This is a genomic window from Ferribacterium limneticum (assembly GCF_020510625.1).
Classification (GTDB): Bacteria; Pseudomonadota; Gammaproteobacteria; order Burkholderiales; family Rhodocyclaceae; genus Azonexus; species Azonexus limneticus_A.
In genome coordinates this window covers 311,548-326,751 of sequence record NZ_CP075191.1, presented here as the reverse complement: position 1 = coordinate 326,751, position 15,204 = coordinate 311,548, and the positions used below count along the sequence as shown (strand labels likewise).

12 protein-coding genes are annotated in these 15,204 nt (G+C 62.1%); 3 read left to right on the top strand and 9 right to left on the bottom strand.

The window, feature by feature from the left end; all coding sequences use genetic code 11:
- Positions 1-32: 32 nt before the first annotated feature.
- From KI617_RS01465 to KI617_RS01425, 9 genes are all read right to left on the bottom strand, one after another.
- The gene (locus KI617_RS01465) at positions 33-665 is read right to left on the bottom strand and encodes a COG3650 family protein (RefSeq protein ID WP_226450003.1); all 633 of its coding nucleotides are present in this window, start codon (positions 663-665) and stop codon (positions 33-35) included.
- Between the two features lie 107 nt (positions 666-772).
- On the bottom strand, positions 773-1,030 hold the full coding sequence (minE, locus tag KI617_RS01460) for a cell division topological specificity factor MinE (protein WP_226450002.1): 258 nt from the start codon (positions 1,028-1,030) through the stop codon (positions 773-775).
- Between the two features lies 1 nt (position 1,031).
- Complete coding sequence (minD, locus tag KI617_RS01455) at positions 1,032-1,847, bottom strand: septum site-determining protein MinD (protein WP_226450001.1); 816 nt, start codon at positions 1,845-1,847, stop codon at positions 1,032-1,034.
- Positions 1,848-1,890: 43 nt separating this feature from the next.
- Positions 1,891-2,649 (bottom strand): septum site-determining protein MinC, encoded by a 759-nt coding sequence (gene minC, locus KI617_RS01450; protein WP_226450000.1) that lies wholly within the window; start codon positions 2,647-2,649, stop codon positions 1,891-1,893.
- Between the two features lie 87 nt (positions 2,650-2,736).
- Positions 2,737-3,441 (bottom strand): ABC transporter ATP-binding protein, encoded by a 705-nt coding sequence (locus tag KI617_RS01445; RefSeq protein ID WP_226449990.1) that lies wholly within the window; start codon positions 3,439-3,441, stop codon positions 2,737-2,739.
- On the bottom strand, positions 3,434-4,195 hold the full coding sequence (locus KI617_RS01440) for an ABC transporter ATP-binding protein (RefSeq protein WP_226449988.1): 762 nt from the start codon (positions 4,193-4,195) through the stop codon (positions 3,434-3,436). The genes KI617_RS01445 and KI617_RS01440 overlap by 8 nt, the downstream gene beginning before the upstream one ends.
- Entirely contained in the window at positions 4,192-5,265 is a 1,074-nt protein-coding gene (locus tag KI617_RS01435) for an ABC transporter permease subunit (protein ID WP_226449986.1), read from the bottom strand. The genes KI617_RS01440 and KI617_RS01435 overlap by 4 nt, the downstream gene beginning before the upstream one ends.
- Positions 5,262-6,185 (bottom strand): branched-chain amino acid ABC transporter permease, encoded by a 924-nt coding sequence (locus KI617_RS01430; protein ID WP_226449984.1) that lies wholly within the window; start codon positions 6,183-6,185, stop codon positions 5,262-5,264. The genes KI617_RS01435 and KI617_RS01430 overlap by 4 nt, the downstream gene beginning before the upstream one ends.
- Before the next feature lie 70 nt (positions 6,186-6,255).
- Positions 6,256-7,659: a branched-chain amino acid ABC transporter substrate-binding protein gene (locus tag KI617_RS01425; protein ID WP_226449982.1), complete on the bottom strand. Its 1,404-nt coding sequence runs from the start codon at positions 7,657-7,659 to the stop codon at positions 6,256-6,258.
- Positions 7,660-7,778: 119 nt separating this feature from the next.
- On the opposite strand from KI617_RS01425, the gene KI617_RS01420 reads away from it, so the two are divergent.
- From KI617_RS01420 to KI617_RS01410, 3 genes are all read left to right on the top strand, one after another.
- Positions 7,779-9,086: a GNAT family N-acetyltransferase gene (locus tag KI617_RS01420; protein WP_226451825.1), complete on the top strand. Its 1,308-nt coding sequence runs from the start codon at positions 7,779-7,781 to the stop codon at positions 9,084-9,086.
- Complete coding sequence (locus KI617_RS01415) at positions 9,083-10,465, top strand: FAD-binding oxidoreductase (RefSeq protein WP_226449980.1); 1,383 nt, start codon at positions 9,083-9,085, stop codon at positions 10,463-10,465. The genes KI617_RS01420 and KI617_RS01415 overlap by 4 nt, the downstream gene beginning before the upstream one ends.
- An 878-nt stretch (positions 10,466-11,343) precedes the next feature.
- Complete coding sequence (locus KI617_RS01410; RefSeq protein ID WP_226449978.1) at positions 11,344-14,856, top strand: indolepyruvate ferredoxin oxidoreductase family protein; 3,513 nt, start codon at positions 11,344-11,346, stop codon at positions 14,854-14,856.
- The last annotated feature ends 348 nt before the right edge of the window (positions 14,857-15,204 follow it).

Genomic DNA, 15,204 nt, shown 5'->3' with positions numbered 1-15,204 from the left:
GCCAGGTCAGGCTGGCGCTTTTCAGCCAGGTTTTACCGCGCCCAGGCGCAGCCCTTGAGTACCTGACCATTCAGGTCGAGCGTTGCCGTCCAGGCGAAAACGCCATTCGCCGCAGTGTCGCGACAAAGCGTCTTTTCGAAACGAACGGATAGCTTGTTGTTGTCCTTGGCCCCGTCGTAGCGGGTCACGTTTCCTTCGGTCCGGAATTCCGTATAGGGCAGTGCCACTTCCGGCTTGCCATAGCGCTGCAACTGGACATGCTCGCCACCGGCAACCATCGCCCAGGCTGGGTCATTGCCGGCCGCCCGCCATGATTCTTCCTTGCCGCCCGGCATCTGGCAGCGCCCTTCGACACGCGCCATGTTGACTGCCGAGGCCCTCAACTGGGTACCTTCCAGCACACCGAGCAATTCGACGTACAAGCGCTTGCCGGCATCCAGACCCACGCTGTTCAGTACCTTGGTGACACTACCGTCGGCCGAAACATCCTCGACATAGGCGTAGCTGCGGTCACGGCAGGGCGAGAAAATCAGCTTGTCACCCTGCTTCAGCATCAGGCCGTAGGCCATCTTGGGCATGGTATCGACCGGCTTGGTTTCTTCGGCATGGAGCGCGGTCGCCAGCAATATGGCAGCCAGAGCAGAGAAGGAGTGACGAATGTTCATGGCGGAGGAATCCTGAAAAAGACAATGCCGGCATTGTGACCTGCCGGCATGGCAAAACGTTTGATGCATCTCAGCAAACGAAGTCCGACCTCGTTCGCCGCTCTGCTTCAGCCCTTTTCGGGCAGGACGATATTGACTTCAAGCACCTCGTAGCGATCCTGCTTCTCCAGCGAAACACGGATGTCGTCGGGATTGACCTTGACGTACTTGGAGATCACGGCGATCAGTTCGCGCTGCAGGTCGGGCAGGAAGTTGACGCTGCTGCCGCCGCCATCGCGTTCGTGGGCGATGATCAGTTGCAGGCGTTCCTTGGCCATCTGGGCGGTTTTCGGCTGGTTGCCGAAGAGTTTCTGGAGCCAGGACATCTCACTTGCCTCCGAACAGGCGCTTCAGCAGACCCGGCTTGACGTAATCGACAAAACGCAGCGGCTTGTCTTCGCCAAGGAAGCGGGCGATCACGTCGTGGTAGGCCTCGGCGGCGTCGGTTTCCTTTTGGTGGATGACCGGCGAGCCCTGGTTGGAGGCCTGCAGCACTTCTTCGGACTCGGGGATGACGCCGATGATCGGCACGCGCAGGATTTCCTGGATGTCCTTGTACGACAGCATTTCGCCGGCTTCGACGCGGGTCGGGTTGTAGCGGGTGATCAGCAGATGTTCCCTGACCGGCTCACGGCCTTCGATGGCGCGGCGGGATTTGGCCTGCAGGATGCCGAGGATGCGGTCGGAGTCGCGCACCGAGGAAACTTCAGGGTTGGTCACGACCAGCGCCTCGTCGGCAAAAGTCAGGGCCATCACGGCGCCGGATTCGATGCCGGCCGGCGAGTCGCAGACGATGTAATCAAAGCCCTGATGTTCGAGTTCCTTGATCACCTTCTCGACGCCCTCTTCGGACAGCGCATCCTTGTCGCGCGTCTGCGAGGCAGGCAGCACGTAGAGGTTGTCGGTGTGCTTGTCCTTGATCAGCGCCTGGGTCAGCGTCGCTTCGCCGTTGATGACATTGATCAGGTCATAAACGACACGGCGCTCGCAACCCATGATCAGGTCGAGGTTGCGCAGGCCGACGTCGAAGTCGATGACGGCCGTCTTGAAGCCGCGCATGGCGAGGCCGGAGGAGAAGCTGGCGCTGGTGGTGGTCTTGCCGACCCCGCCTTTGCCGGAAGTTACGACGACGATTCTGGTCACGGTGGTTTCTCGTTGGGTAGGTTAAGGTTTATAGGAATGGGTTCTAACGGAGCGCCAGCGGCACGATGGTCAGGCCGTCATCAATCAGGCTGACGGTGGCTGGCTGGCGCAGCAGTTCGGCCGGCACGCCGGCTTCAAAAGTACGGTACAGACCGGCGATGGAGAGCAGTTCGGCCTCCAGGCTGGTCGTGAAAATACGGGCATCCTTGTCGCCACTGGCACCAGCCAGCGCGCGGCCACGGAGCGGGGCATAGACATGGATATTGCCGTCGGCAATCACTTCGGCGCCGGCACTGACCATGGCCGTGACGATCAGGTCACAACCCTTGGCGTAGAAACGCTGACCGGAACGCAGCGGCTTGTCGAGGATGATGGTGCGCGGTGCCGGTTCTGGTACAGCAGCGGCCAGCGGTAGCGGGGCAGGTTCAGGCGCCACAACCGGCGGTGACTTGGGGGCGTCCTCGATTTTGGCGCGCTGGCGGCCGAGCGCATCGGCGCCGACGACCGGCAAGCCAGCCGCTACGGCCGAATTCGCCAGTTCATCGGGCAGCCCACAGGTCGCCACCGCATTCAGGCCGGACTGGCTGAGCAAATCAACGATGCCGGCCCAATCAGCGGACTCCGGCAAGGCCTGGGCCTGGCTGAAATCGAGGACAGCCAGCTCGTTTTCGAAAAAGTCCGGACTATTGCCGGTCAATTCGGTGAGGGCTTGATGCAGCGCGGCGTGGTCGGTGGTGCGGAGTTGCGTCTGGATGATCTTGAGCGTGGTGCCCTTGAACTGAATCGGTGAATCTTTTGCCATGCCTGCGACGTGTGTTGCGAAAGGATCGCGATTATCCCACAGGCTCGCCCCGCCAAGATGAGGCTTGCATGACAGAAGGCCGGCCACTCACTCGCCGAGATAGGCGGCGCGGACTTTCGGGTCGTCGAGCAACATCGCCGATTCGCCATTCAGCGTGATTTCGCCGCTTTCCATGACATAGCCGCGCTGGCTGCATTGCAAGGCCAACCGGGCGTTCTGCTCGATGAGCAGGATGGTCATGCCATTGGCGGCCACGGCACGGACGACTTCAAAAATTTTCTGAACCATGATAGGCGCCAGCCCCATCGAGGGTTCGTCGAGCAGCAGCATTTTCGGCCGGCTCATCAGGGCGCGGCCGATGGCCAGCATCTGCTGTTCGCCGCCGGACAAGGTGCCACCGAGCTGGCTTTCGCGTTCCCGGAGGCGAGGGAAGTACTCGAAGACCATTTGCAGGTCTTTGTCGACGTCGGCCGCCGCATCGCGCACATAAGCCCCCATGTGCAGGTTTTCCAGCACGGTCAGCCGCGGGAAAACGCCGCGCCCCTCCGGGACCAGCGCAATGCCCTTGCGAATGATGTCGTGCGGTGCCAGACGGGTGATTTCTTCGCCACAGAAGTGCACATCACCGCCGACAGCATCGAGCACCCGCGAGATGGCCTTCAGTGTGCTGGTCTTGCCGGCGCCGTTGGCACCGATCAGGGCGACGGTTTCGCCAGCATTGACGTGAAAGGTGATGCTGCGCACCGCCTGAATGCCGCCATAGGCGACGTGGAGTCCGGTTACTTCAAGCACCTAGGTAAGCCTCAATGACGCGTTGATCTTTCTGCACGACTGCCGGCACATCCTCGATGACCAAGGCGCCGTAATCAAGCACGGCCACCCGGTCGCACAGGCCCATGACCAGTTTGACGTCGTGTTCAATGAGCAGGATGGTCGTGCCGTCGCGCCGGATGCCTTCGATCAGGTCGCGCAGTTCGGCGGTTTCCGTCGCATTCATGCCGGCCGCCGGCTCATCCAGGCAGAGCAGTTTGGGTTCGGTGGCCAGCGCCCGGGCAATTTCCAGCCGGCGCTGATCGCCGTAGGAGAGATTCTTGGCCAGATCGTCGGCCCGCTCTTCGATGCGCACGTAATGCAGCAGGTCGATAGCTTTCTGCCGGATCGCTGCCTCTTCGGCCTTGGTCGCCGCATTCTGGAACATCGCCCCGAGCACGCCGGCCTTGGTCCGCACGTGGCGGCCGACCATGACGTTTTCCAGCGCCGTCATGTTGCCGAACAGCCGGATATTCTGGAAGGTCCGGGCAATACCGCGCTCGGCGGCCTGATGCGGCGCATCGGCGATCAGCGGCGCGCCGTCGAAGACGAAGCCACCGCCATCCGGCACGTACAGCCCGGTCATGCAGTTGAAGAAGGTCGTCTTGCCGGCCCCGTTCGGACCGATCAGGCCATAGACTTCGCCACGGCGGATGGTCAGCGACACGTCGCGCAGTGCCTTGACGCCTCCGAAGTGCTTGGCAACGGCATTCGCTTCGAGCAGGACGGGGCTCATTTCCCGGTCTCCTGCCGAATTTCGCTCATTTCGCGCTTGCGCTCCGGTGATGGCCACAGGCCGGCCGGCTTGAAACGCATGACCAGCACCAGCGCCAAACCGAAGACCAGCATGCGCAGGCTCTCCGGATCGACCAGCATCTTGCCGAACAACGCCATCTGCGCCGGGCCGACACCATAGCGCAACACCTCGGGCAGGATGGACAGCAAGACCGCGCCGAGGATGACGCCGGGAATGTGGCCCATGCCGCCCAGCACGACCATGGCCAGGATCATGATCGACTCGATCAGCGAGAAGCTTTCCGGCGAGACGAATCCCTGCATCGCCGCAAAGATGCCCCCGGCCACACCGCCGAAGCTGGCGCCCATGGCAAAGGCGAGCAGCTTGACGTTGCGGGTGTTGATGCCGACTGCCTTGGCGGCGATCTCGTCCTCGCGAATCGCCTGCCAGGCGCGGCCGATGCGCGAATGCTGCAGACGCAGGTTAATGATGATGACCAGAATCGCCAGCGCGACGAGCAGGTAGTAATACTTCTGCGGCCCGCTCAGGGCAATGCCGAAAATCTGCGTCGTGCCGGAGAATTTGAAATCGCCAAAGGCCACCGGATCGATCAGGGTAATGCCCTGCGGCCCGTTGGTGATATTGACCGGCGCATTCAGGTTGTTCATAAAAATGCGGACAATCTCGCCGAAGCCGAGCGTGACAATGGCCAGATAATCACCACGCAGCTTCAGGGTCGGCGAACCAAGGACCACGCCGGCCAGGCAGGCCAGCGCCGCGCCGATCGGCAGGATCGCCCAGATCGGCAGATGCAGGCCAAAGTGCGGGCTGGCCAGCAGGGCCCAGGTGTAGGCACCGACGGCATAGAAGGCGATATAACCCAAATCGAGCAGGCCGGCGAAGCCGACGACAATGTTCAGACCCAGCGCCAGGAAGACGTAGAGAATCGCAAAATCGAGGATGCGTACCCAGGCCTGGCCGCCCATCGCAGCGACGAAAGGCAGGGCTATCAGGGCCGCGGCAATCAGCGCGATGCCCAGGCCGGAACGAGGATTAAGCCACTTGCTCATGCCCGATCCCCCGTCTTTTCACCGAACAGGCCTGACGGTTTGAACATCAACACGACGATCAGCACGACAAAAGCGAAGATGTCCTGATAGTGGCTACCGAGGAAGCCGCCGGTCAGGTCGCCGATGTAGCCCGCCCCCAGCGCCTCGATGATGCCAAGCAGGATACCGCCCAGCATGGCGCCGCCAAGGTTGCCAATACCGCCAAGCACTGCTGCCGTGAAGGCTTTCAGGCCGAGCATGAAACCCATCTGGTAATGGGCGATTTCGTAATAGCCACCGACCATGATGCCGGCCACAGCTCCCAGCGCCGACCCGATGACGAAGGCGGCAGCGATGACGCGGTTGATATTGACGCCCATCAGGCTGGCCACCGCCGGGTTCTGGGCCGTGGCGCGCATCGCCATGCCGAGCTTGGTGCGATAGACCAGCAGCAGCAAGCCGCCCATGGTGATGCCGGAGACCGCCACGATGATGACCTGAATCGCCGTAAAGTGCGCGCCGGCCAGCTCGAAATTGACCTTGGGCAAGAGCGACGGGAAGGTCAGGTAGTTCCGCCCCCAGATCATCATGGCCAGATTCTGCAGCACGATGGACATGCCGATCGCCGTAATCAGCGGCGTCAGGCGCGGTGCGTTGCGCAGCGGCCGATAGGCGATGCGTTCCAGCCCCCAGCCGAGCGCCATGCAGACCAGCACCGAGACACTGACCCCGGCCAGCCCGGCCAGCACTACCGGCATGCCGGCCTTGATCAGCGATCCGGCAACCGTGATGGTGACCAGCGTCCCTATCATCACCACCTCGCCATGTGCGAAGTTGATCAGGCCCATGATGCCGTAGACCATCGTGTAGCCCAACGCAACCAAGGCGTAGATGCTGCCCTGCACGAGGCCGTTGATGATCTGCTGAAGGAAAATATCCATTTAGTCTTTTTCTTTTGCAACATAAGGAAACGGCACCTTGCGGTGCCGTTTCTGTTCAGCGGATCTGCTGTTACTTCTTTTCGACTGCAGCCTTGGTCGCGTCAGCGGCATTCTTGACCGCTTCGGCACCAGCCTTCACGACATCCTTGCCGGCTTCGGCCGCCGCCTTGGCAACTTCCTTGGCCTCGCCGACCGCTTCCTTGCCGACGGCCGTTGCTGCACCGGCGACGGCCTTGGCGGCATCCTTCACTTCAGCCACGGCTTCCTTGACCTCGGCCTTCGCCATCTCGACCGAACTACCGCCCAGCGTTTCGACATACTCGAGCTTGCCGCCCTTGTACTGGTAAATCGAGATTGCGCCGCCCTTCAGGTCGCCCTGCGGGTCGAATTCGACCATCGCCGTCACGCCATCGTATTTCGTCTGGCCAATGGCCGGCAGGAACTTGGCGGGATCGACGGAATCGGCGCGCTTCATCGAATCGGCCATGACCATCACGGCATCATAGACATACGGTGCGTAAAGCTGGATCTCGGCGTTGAACTTCTTGGTGAACTTCTCGCGGAATTCCGGACCCTTGGCCAGCTTCTCCAGCGGCATGCCCGGCAGCGAACAGAAATTACCTTCAGTCGCCTCACCACCCAGTTTCATGAATTCCGGCGTACAGACACCATCGCCACCGAGGAACCTGGCCTTGATACCCAGCTCCTTCATCTGCTTGGCCATCGGGCCGCCCTGGGCATCCATGCCGCCGTAGAAGACCAGTTCGGCCTTGGTCGACTTGATCTTGGTCAGGATGGCCTTGAAGTCGGTAGCCTTGTCGGTGGTGTATTCGGTGGCGACAACCTTGAGGCCGGACGCTTCGGCGGCCTTCTTGAACTCGTCGGCCAGACCCTGGCCATAGGCGGTGCGGTCGTCAACAACGGCTACCGTCTTGACGCCCTGCTTGGCGGCGAACTCGCCGAGTGCCCGGCCCTGCTGGACATCGTTGGCCATCACACGGAAAGCCGTCTTGAAGCCCTGCTGCGTGTATTTCGGGTTGGTCGCCGAGCCGGAAATCTGCGGGATGCCGCCGTCGGAATACAGTTTGGATGCGGGGATGGTCGTGCCTGAGTTCAGGTGGCCGATCACGCCATTGACCTTGGCATCGACCAGCTTCTGGGCAACGATGGCGCCCTGCTTCGGATCGGCGGCATCATCTTCAGCCAGCAGTTGGAACTTGACCTTGGCGCCGCCAATTTCCAGCCCCTTGGCATTCAATTCCTCGATGGCCAGCACGGCGCCGTTTTCATTGTCCTTGCCCAGATGGGCCTGCGGGCCGGTCATCGGCGCCACATGGCCGAGCTTGACGACCACTTCAGGCTTGCCAGCCGGCGCAACGGGAGCCGCAGCCTTCGGCTCTTCCTTCTGACCGCAGGCGGACAGAGCAAAAGCGGCAGCAACGGAGAGGGCAACTACGGAAAGCTTCGCGTGCATTGATATGTCTCCTGATCTCTGGGGGTAAAAGGCGTCCGCTGATTGTCCGGAGGCGCCGAATACATGTCAATAATAAGGTGCTATGATCAAAACGTAGTCATTTTCGATAGGTCGCCTTGATGCCGGTCATTGCCAAGTTACGGTTTCTGGTTAAGCAGACGGCTCGCAAGCTGTTCTCGATGCTGCCACAAAAAAGACGGCACGACGTCTATCGATCTCTTGTGGACTGCAACTCCGACCCGAACAAGCGGCTGGTCCTGAAGATAGCCGAGAGCAAGGAAGAGCTGGAAGCCTGCTTCAAGCTCCTGCATGACGCCTACGTCAGCAGCGGCTTCATGACTCCCGATCCTTCAGGCATGCGGGTCACCATCTACCACGCACTGCCAAGCACCACCACGCTATGCGCCAAGTACGACGACCAGGTGGTCGGCACCCTGTCGCTGATTCGCGAAAGCGCCATTGGTTTCCCGCTGCAGCGCATTTTCGACCTGACCGGTGTTCGCGAAAAGGAAGGCCAGATCGCCGAGGTTTCGGCCCTCGCCGTGCATCCGCGCTTCCGGCGAACCGGCGGGACTATTCTTTTCCCGCTGATGAAGTTCATGTACGAATACTGCACGACCTTCTTCGATACCCGCCATCTGGTCATCGCCGTCAATCCGCGCCACATCGAGATGTACGAGTCGCTACTTTTCTTCAAGCGACTGACTGCCAACGTCGTCGAGAACTATGACTTCGTCAATGGCGCCCCGGCTGTCGGTGCCGCACTGGATCTCAAGTTCGCCCCGGAAATCCTGCGCAAGGCCTACGCCGGCAAGGCGCCGAACCGCAACCTTTATCATTACTTCATCGAAACCAAGCTGGCCAACATCCAGATACCGCACCGGCGCTTCTTCACGACCAATGACCCGGTGCTGACGCCCGACCTGATCGATTATTTCTTCAACAAGAAGACCTCCGTCTTTGCCGAACTGAGTGATCGCAAGAAGGCCCTGCTGCACCTGATCTACGACCTGCCGGAATATCGCAAGATACTGCCAGCCCTTCCTGACAAGGGCGAAGGGGCCGTGCAGCAAATTCGCCAGCACCGCCGTTTCTCGGTCAAATGCCCGGCCAAGCTGGCCAATTCGACAGCCTTCATCGACAAACCGATTGCAGTCGAGGTCAACGAAGTCTCCCGCTACGGCTTCCGGGCGCGTGTCGCCCAGCAGATCCCCGCCGACGTCTGGCTCAACGCCACCGTTCAGCTCGGCCTCAACGAAGTTTCCCGCCTGACCGTGCAAGCGGTTCAGGAAACCGATGTCGACAACCAGCATTACTGCGGTTTCCGCATTGGCGAACCCGACCTGGTCTGGCGAAAATTCGTCACGGCGCTCTATGAAGGGCATACTCACACGGATCTCGACCAAGCCACCCGATTCCTTCCGTGACCCAAAAAGCCCTCCCCGCAGCACTGCAGCAAGCCCTCCAGCAACAATTCCAGCAACGTTTTTCGCAAGGCGAATCGACCCGCCTGCAGCATGGCCGCGACGAATCGGTCCATGCGCCAGAACTGCCCGACGGCGTCATTCTGGCCGAAAGCACCGACGAGGTGGCGCAAGTCGTCCGCCTCTGTGCCGAGCATGGCGTGCCGGTCATTCCCTACGGCGTCGGCAGTTCGGTCGAAGGCCACGTGCTGGCGACCAGCGGCGGCATTTCGCTCGACCTCTCCGGCATGAACCAGGTGATCGCCATCCACGCCGAGGACGGCGATGCGACGGTACAAGCCGGCGTCACCCGCAAGCAGTTGAACGATGCGCTGAAAGGTACCGGCCTCTTCTTCCCGATCGACCCCGGTGCCGACGCAACGCTCGGCGGCATGGCCGCCACCCGCGCCTCCGGCACCAACGCCGTCCGCTACGGCACGATGCGCGACAACGTGCTGGCGACGACCACCGTGCTGGCCGATGGCCGCGTGATGAAAACCGGCGGCCGCGCCCGCAAGTCCTCGGCCGGTTACGATCTGACCCGCCTGCTGGTCGGCTCCGAAGGCACGCTGGGCATCATGACCGAGCTGACCGTCAAGCTCTACCCGATCCCCGAAGCCATTTCGGCCGCCGTGTGCACCTTCCCGAGCATCGAGGCAGCCGTCCAGACGGTGATCCAGACCATCCAGCTCGGCATCCCGGTCGCCCGTATCGAACTGCTCGATGCGCTGTCGCTGAAGGCGATCAACCTGTTCAGCAAGACCACGCTGGCCGAAGCGCCGACGCTGTTCTTCGAATTCCACGGCAGCCCTTCTTCCGCCGAAGAGCAGGCCGAAACCGTGCAGGCCATTGCCGACGATCTCGGCGGCACCAATTTCGAATGGGCCGCCCGGCCAGAAGACCGCAGCCGCCTGTGGCAAGCCCGGCACGACGCCTATTTCGCCTGCCTGCAACTGAAGCCGGGCTGCCGCTGCTTCCCGACCGATGTCTGCGTGCCGATCTCGCGCCTCGCCGAATGCATCGCCGCGACCTATGAAGATATCGCGCAAGTCAGCATCCCGATTGCGCTGTTTGGCCATGTCGGTGATGGCAATTTCCATCTTGTGGTGCTGGTCGATACCGACAACGCCAAGGAAATGGAAGAAGCCGCCTGGATCAGCCGTCGCGTCGTCAAAAGGGCGATTGCCATGGAAGGCACCTGCACCGGTGAGCATGGGATTGGGCTGGGGAAGAAGAAGTATCTCGTCGCCGAGCATGGGGAGGTGGCAGTCGACGTGATGCGCGCGGTGAAGATGGCGCTTGATCCGCGGAATTTGTTGAATCCTGGGAAGGTTTTGCCATAGGCGTTTTGGTGGCTGGCTTGGCACCGGCCTGAGGGTTTTCTACGTGAGATAAGCGCTGTTTTCCGCCTTGAGGGCGGGCGTACTTTCTTTTGCTTCGCCAAAAGAAAGTAGCCAAAGAAAAGGCGACCCCGAGGTTGGCGCCGGGCAAGCCCGGTTCCTTGCGCTACTCGGCAGGCCGGGCGGCTTGCCAGAACTCGCCTGCGGCTCAGACAAGGCAAGCCGAACTCCCCCGGCCCGCCTGCGTTGCTCAGCGCCGCCCAAGGGGGCCAAAAGGCGTCGCGGGACCAAGCGGCAGCCTGACTTTTGACTTCCACGGTCAACTCGAAAAAACGCCAAAAAATAAAATCCAGCCCTCGATCCTCCCATCCCTAACCCCGTCACTCCCGCGCAGGCGGGAGTCCAGACCGCCCTTGGAGTCCCGGGTGTGTCGAGGCCGCGGGAATGACGCGACCAAGCCATGAGCACGGCCGGTTTTCCGGGCCCCTTGGAAGGTGCCGAGCAACGCAGGAACGCCGGGGGCAGTCGGCTGGCGTTGTCTGAGCCGCAGGCGAGTTTAGCCAGCCGCCCGGCGTTTCGAGTAGCACAGGGAACCGGCGAAGCCGGCACCGCCCCAGGGTCGCCTTTTCTTTGCTTACCTTTCTTTTGGCGAAGCAAAAGAAAGTAAGGCGCGCCTCAAGCGCGAAACCCAACAGTTAAACAAAGAGAAATACCCGACAAGCAAGACCAAAGACAGCCAAACCCAAAACAGGGGGAAAACCCCCATTCCCCCGAACCATCCCCTCCCCCAATACTCAAACCTCCACCCCCCTCCCGTCACCACCCCCGACGGCAGGGCGAACGACCACCCGGCCCACAAGGCCGCAAAAATGGAGACAAAAATGAGCAATCTCGCTCTACCAGCCAGCCTCACCGCGACGCTGGACGACAAATACACCCGCACCTCCGGCCGCGTCTTCCTGACCGGCACCCAGGCCCTGATCCGCCTGCCCATGCTGCAGCGCGAACGCGATCTGGCGGCCGGGCTGAACACCGCCGGCTTCATCTCCGGCTATCGCGGCAGCCCGCTCGGCAATCTCGATCTCGGACTTTGGAAAGCCAAGCAGCACTTGGCAGAACACCACATCACCTTCCAGCCCGGCCTCAACGAAGACATGGCGGCGACCGCCGTGTGGGGCAGCCAGCAGGTCAATCTCTTTCCCGGCGCGCAATACGACGGCGTATTCGGCCTGTGGTACGGCAAGGGGCCGGGCGTGGACCGTTGCGGCGATGTTTTCCGCCACGCCAACGCTGCCGGCTCGTCAAAATTCGGTGGCGTGCTGGTCATCGCCGGCGACGACCACGCCGCCAAATCCTCGACCCTGCCGCACCAGACCGAGCATGTCTTCAAGGCGCTGATGATGCCGGTGCTCTACCCGGCCAACGTGCAGGAATACCTCGATTTCGGCCTGCACGGCTGGGCGATGAGCCGCTATTCCGGCTGCTGGGTGGCTTTCAAGGCGCTGGCCGACACCGTCGAAACCTCGGCCTCGGTCAATATCGACCCGGCTGCGGTCACCCCGATTTTTCCGCCAGATTTCAAATTGCCGCCGGACGGCCTCAACATCCGCTGGCCTGACCCGCCGCTGGTGCAGGAAGCCCGGCTGCTCAACCACAAACTTTACGCCGCGCTGGCCTATTGCCGGGCCAACGGACTGAACAAGCTGATCATCGATTCGCCGACCCCCAAGCTCGGCATCCTGACCGCCGGCAAGAGCTATCTCGACGTCCGCCAGGCGCTTGTTGAACTGGGTATCGATGACGCACTGGCCGCCGAGATCGGCATCCGGCTGTACAAGGTCGGCATGGTCTGGCCGCTGGAGCCGGAAGGCGTGCGGCAGTTTGCCGAAGGGCTGGAGGAAATCCTCGTCGTCGAGGAAAAGCGCCAGCTGCTCGAATACCAGTTGAAGGAAGAGCTCTACAACTGGACAGATTCGCAAAATCGCGACGTCCGCCCCCGCGTCATCGGCAAGTTCGACGAAATCGGCGAGTGGAGCGAAGGCAACTGGCTGCTGCCAGCCGCTGGAGAGCTGCCGGTCGCCACCATCGCCCGCGTCATTGCCGAACGGATCGGCCGCTTCTTCACGTCGCCGACCATCGCGGCCCGCCTGAAGGTCATCGCCGACAAACAGAAAGCCGCCCAGACGCCGATCGTGCTCGCCGAGCGCAAGCCGCATTTCTGCTCCGGCTGCCCGCACAACAGCTCGACCAAGGTACCCGAAGGTTCGCGCGCCGTCGCCGGCATCGGCTGCCACTACATGGTCACCTGGATGGACCGGTCAACCTCGACCTTCACCCACATGGGCGGCGAGGGCGTGCCCTGGGTTGGCCAAGCGCCTTTCACCAGCGAAAAGCACATCTTCGCCAACCTCGGCGACGGCACCTACTTCCACTCCGGCCTGTTGGCCATCCGGCAATCCATCGCCGCCAAGGTGCCGATCACCTACAAGATTCTCTATAACGACGCCGTGGCAATGACCGGCGGCCAGCCCGTTGATGGCATCCTCAGCGTCGCCCGCATCACCCGCCAGTTGGAGGCCGAGGGCATCGAGAAGATGGTCATCGTCGCGGCCGAGCCGGAGAAATATCTCTCGGGAACCGTCATTCCCGCGAACGCGGGAATCCAGTGTCGGCCATGGATTCCCGGTCAAGCCGGGAATGACGGAAAAATCCCGGTCGCACACCGTGATGACCTCGACGCCGTGCAGCGCGAACTGCGCGAATATCCCGGCGTCTCGATCCTGATCTACGACCAGGTCTGCGCCACCGAAGCCCGCCGCCGGCGCAAACGCGGCAAGATGCCGCCAATAAACCAGCGCGTCTTCATCAACGAAGCCGTCTGCGAAGGCTGCGGCGACTGCTCGGTGCAATCCAACTGCCTGTCCGTCGTGCCGGTCGAAACGGCCTTCGGTACCAAGCGGCAGATCGACCAATCGTCGTGCAATCAGGATTTCTCCTGTCTGAAAGGCTTCTGCCCCAGCTTCGTCACCATCGAAGGCGGCAAGCCGAAGAAGGGCAATACTGCCCAGCCGGGCACGCTCGATGCCGAAGGCTGGCCAATCTTGCCGGCCCCGACACTGCCCGCCACCACCCAACCCTACAACCTGCTGATCACCGGCGTCGGCGGCATGGGCGTCATCACCCTCGGCGCCCTGATCGGCATGGCCGCCCACCTCGACGGCAAGGGTATTTCCACCCTCGACATGACCGGTCTGGCGCAGAAATACGGCGCCGTCTTCTCGCACCTGCGCATCGCCGACCGACCGGAAGACATCCACGCCGCCCGCATCGCCACCGGCGAAGCACATGCCATTCTGGGCGGCGATCTGGTCGTCAGCGCCGGCAGCGAGGCACTCTCCAAGATGCTCGAAGGCCGCACGCGGGCCGTGGTCAGCTGCACCGACACGCCGACCGCCGACTTCACCCGCAACCGCGACTGGCACTTCCCGCTGGCCGGGCTGCAAAAGAGCCTGACCGAGACGCTGGGCAGCACCGCCGTCGATTTCATCGACGCCCAGCACCTCGCCACCCGGCTGATGGGCGATGCCCTCTACGCCAACATGCTGCTCCTCGGCGTTGCCTGGCAAAAAGGCCTGGTGCCGGTTTCCGCCGCCTCGCTCGACCGGGCCATCGAACTGAATGGTGCGGCCGTCGCCGCCAACCGCGAGGCCTTCCAGTGGGGCCGGCGCGTCGCGGCCGATCCGGAAAAAGTGGCCAGCATCGCCGGCCCGCTCGGCGGCCAGCCTTTCGTCGAGCAAACATTGGACGAACTGATCGCCAGCCGTGTCGCCCACCTCACCGCCTATCAGGATGCCGCCCTCGCCCAACGCTACACCGACCGGCTAGCCGGCATCCGCGCCCTCGGCGACGAAGCCTTGACGCGCACGGTCGCCACCCAGTACGCCCGCCTGCTCGCCCCCAAGGACGAATTCGAAGTCGCCCGCCTGTACGCCGACAGCGATTTCATCCGCCGCCTGCGTGACAGTTTCGACGGCGATTTCCGCCTGCAATTCCACCTCGCCCCGCCGCTGCTCGCCAAACCCGGCCCCGATGGACGCCCGAAGAAAATCCGCTTCGGCCCCTGGCTCATGCCCGCCCTCAAACTGCTCGCCAAGGCCCGCCGCCTGCGCCACACCTGGCTCAATCCTTTCCGATTTTCAGCCGAATTTCGGGTTGACCGTCAGCTACTCGCCGACTACGAAGCCGACCTCAATTTCATCATCGCCCACCGCCCAAGCCCGGAACTCACGGCCCTCGCCAACTGGCCAGCCGAGGTACGCGGGTTCGGGCTGGTTCGCAGCGAAGCGGCCAGGAAAGCGGCCAGCCGCCGGGAGGCGTTGCGGCAACTCGCCTGAAACACCTCGTACCCACTCGACATTAGCTCATCCGCTCCGTATGCTGTTGCCCTGAAAATGATCATTTGGCAGGACTAGTCAGAGAACCAGCCAAATGATTCACCTCAATGACGTAATTGGCGGACAAATATCACGGTGAATATCCACACTGTTTCGAGGCTTCGCCAGAATGCATGCGGGTTTCAGCCCGCCATATTCTCCAGAGGGGACGGCACGAGTCCGGGATATAAGGCGTTCGCGCCGCATATCCCGGCCCCGCGCCATGTTTCACCGCCATCCATCCTCGGTAATGATTTGATCACCAATTCCCAAAGCCACTCTGACAGGCCATCTTTGGCTGAAGTGCTG

What these genes read in the sequence shown, in the direction of transcription:
- KI617_RS01435 (WP_226449986.1), bottom strand. Translation starts at nt 5,265, where the DNA reads ATGAGCAAGTGGCTTAATCCTCGTTCCGGCCTGGGCATCGCGCTGATT.
- KI617_RS01425 (WP_226449982.1), bottom strand. Translation starts at nt 7,659, where the DNA reads ATGCACGCGAAGCTTTCCGTAGTTGCCCTCTCCGTTGCTGCCGCTTTT.
- KI617_RS01430 (WP_226449984.1), bottom strand. Translation starts at nt 6,185, where the DNA reads ATGGATATTTTCCTTCAGCAGATCATCAACGGCCTCGTGCAGGGCAGC.
- minC (WP_226450000.1), bottom strand. Translation starts at nt 2,649, where the DNA reads ATGGCAAAAGATTCACCGATTCAGTTCAAGGGCACCACGCTCAAGATC.
- KI617_RS01440 (WP_226449988.1), bottom strand. Translation starts at nt 4,195, where the DNA reads ATGAGCCCCGTCCTGCTCGAAGCGAATGCCGTTGCCAAGCACTTCGGA.
- KI617_RS01465 (WP_226450003.1), bottom strand. Translation starts at nt 665, where the DNA reads ATGAACATTCGTCACTCCTTCTCTGCTCTGGCTGCCATATTGCTGGCG.
- KI617_RS01410 (WP_226449978.1), top strand. Translation starts at nt 11,344, where the DNA reads ATGAGCAATCTCGCTCTACCAGCCAGCCTCACCGCGACGCTGGACGAC.
- KI617_RS01420 (WP_226451825.1), top strand. Translation starts at nt 7,779, where the DNA reads ATGCCGGTCATTGCCAAGTTACGGTTTCTGGTTAAGCAGACGGCTCGC.
- minE (WP_226450002.1), bottom strand. Translation starts at nt 1,030, where the DNA reads ATGTCCTGGCTCCAGAAACTCTTCGGCAACCAGCCGAAAACCGCCCAG.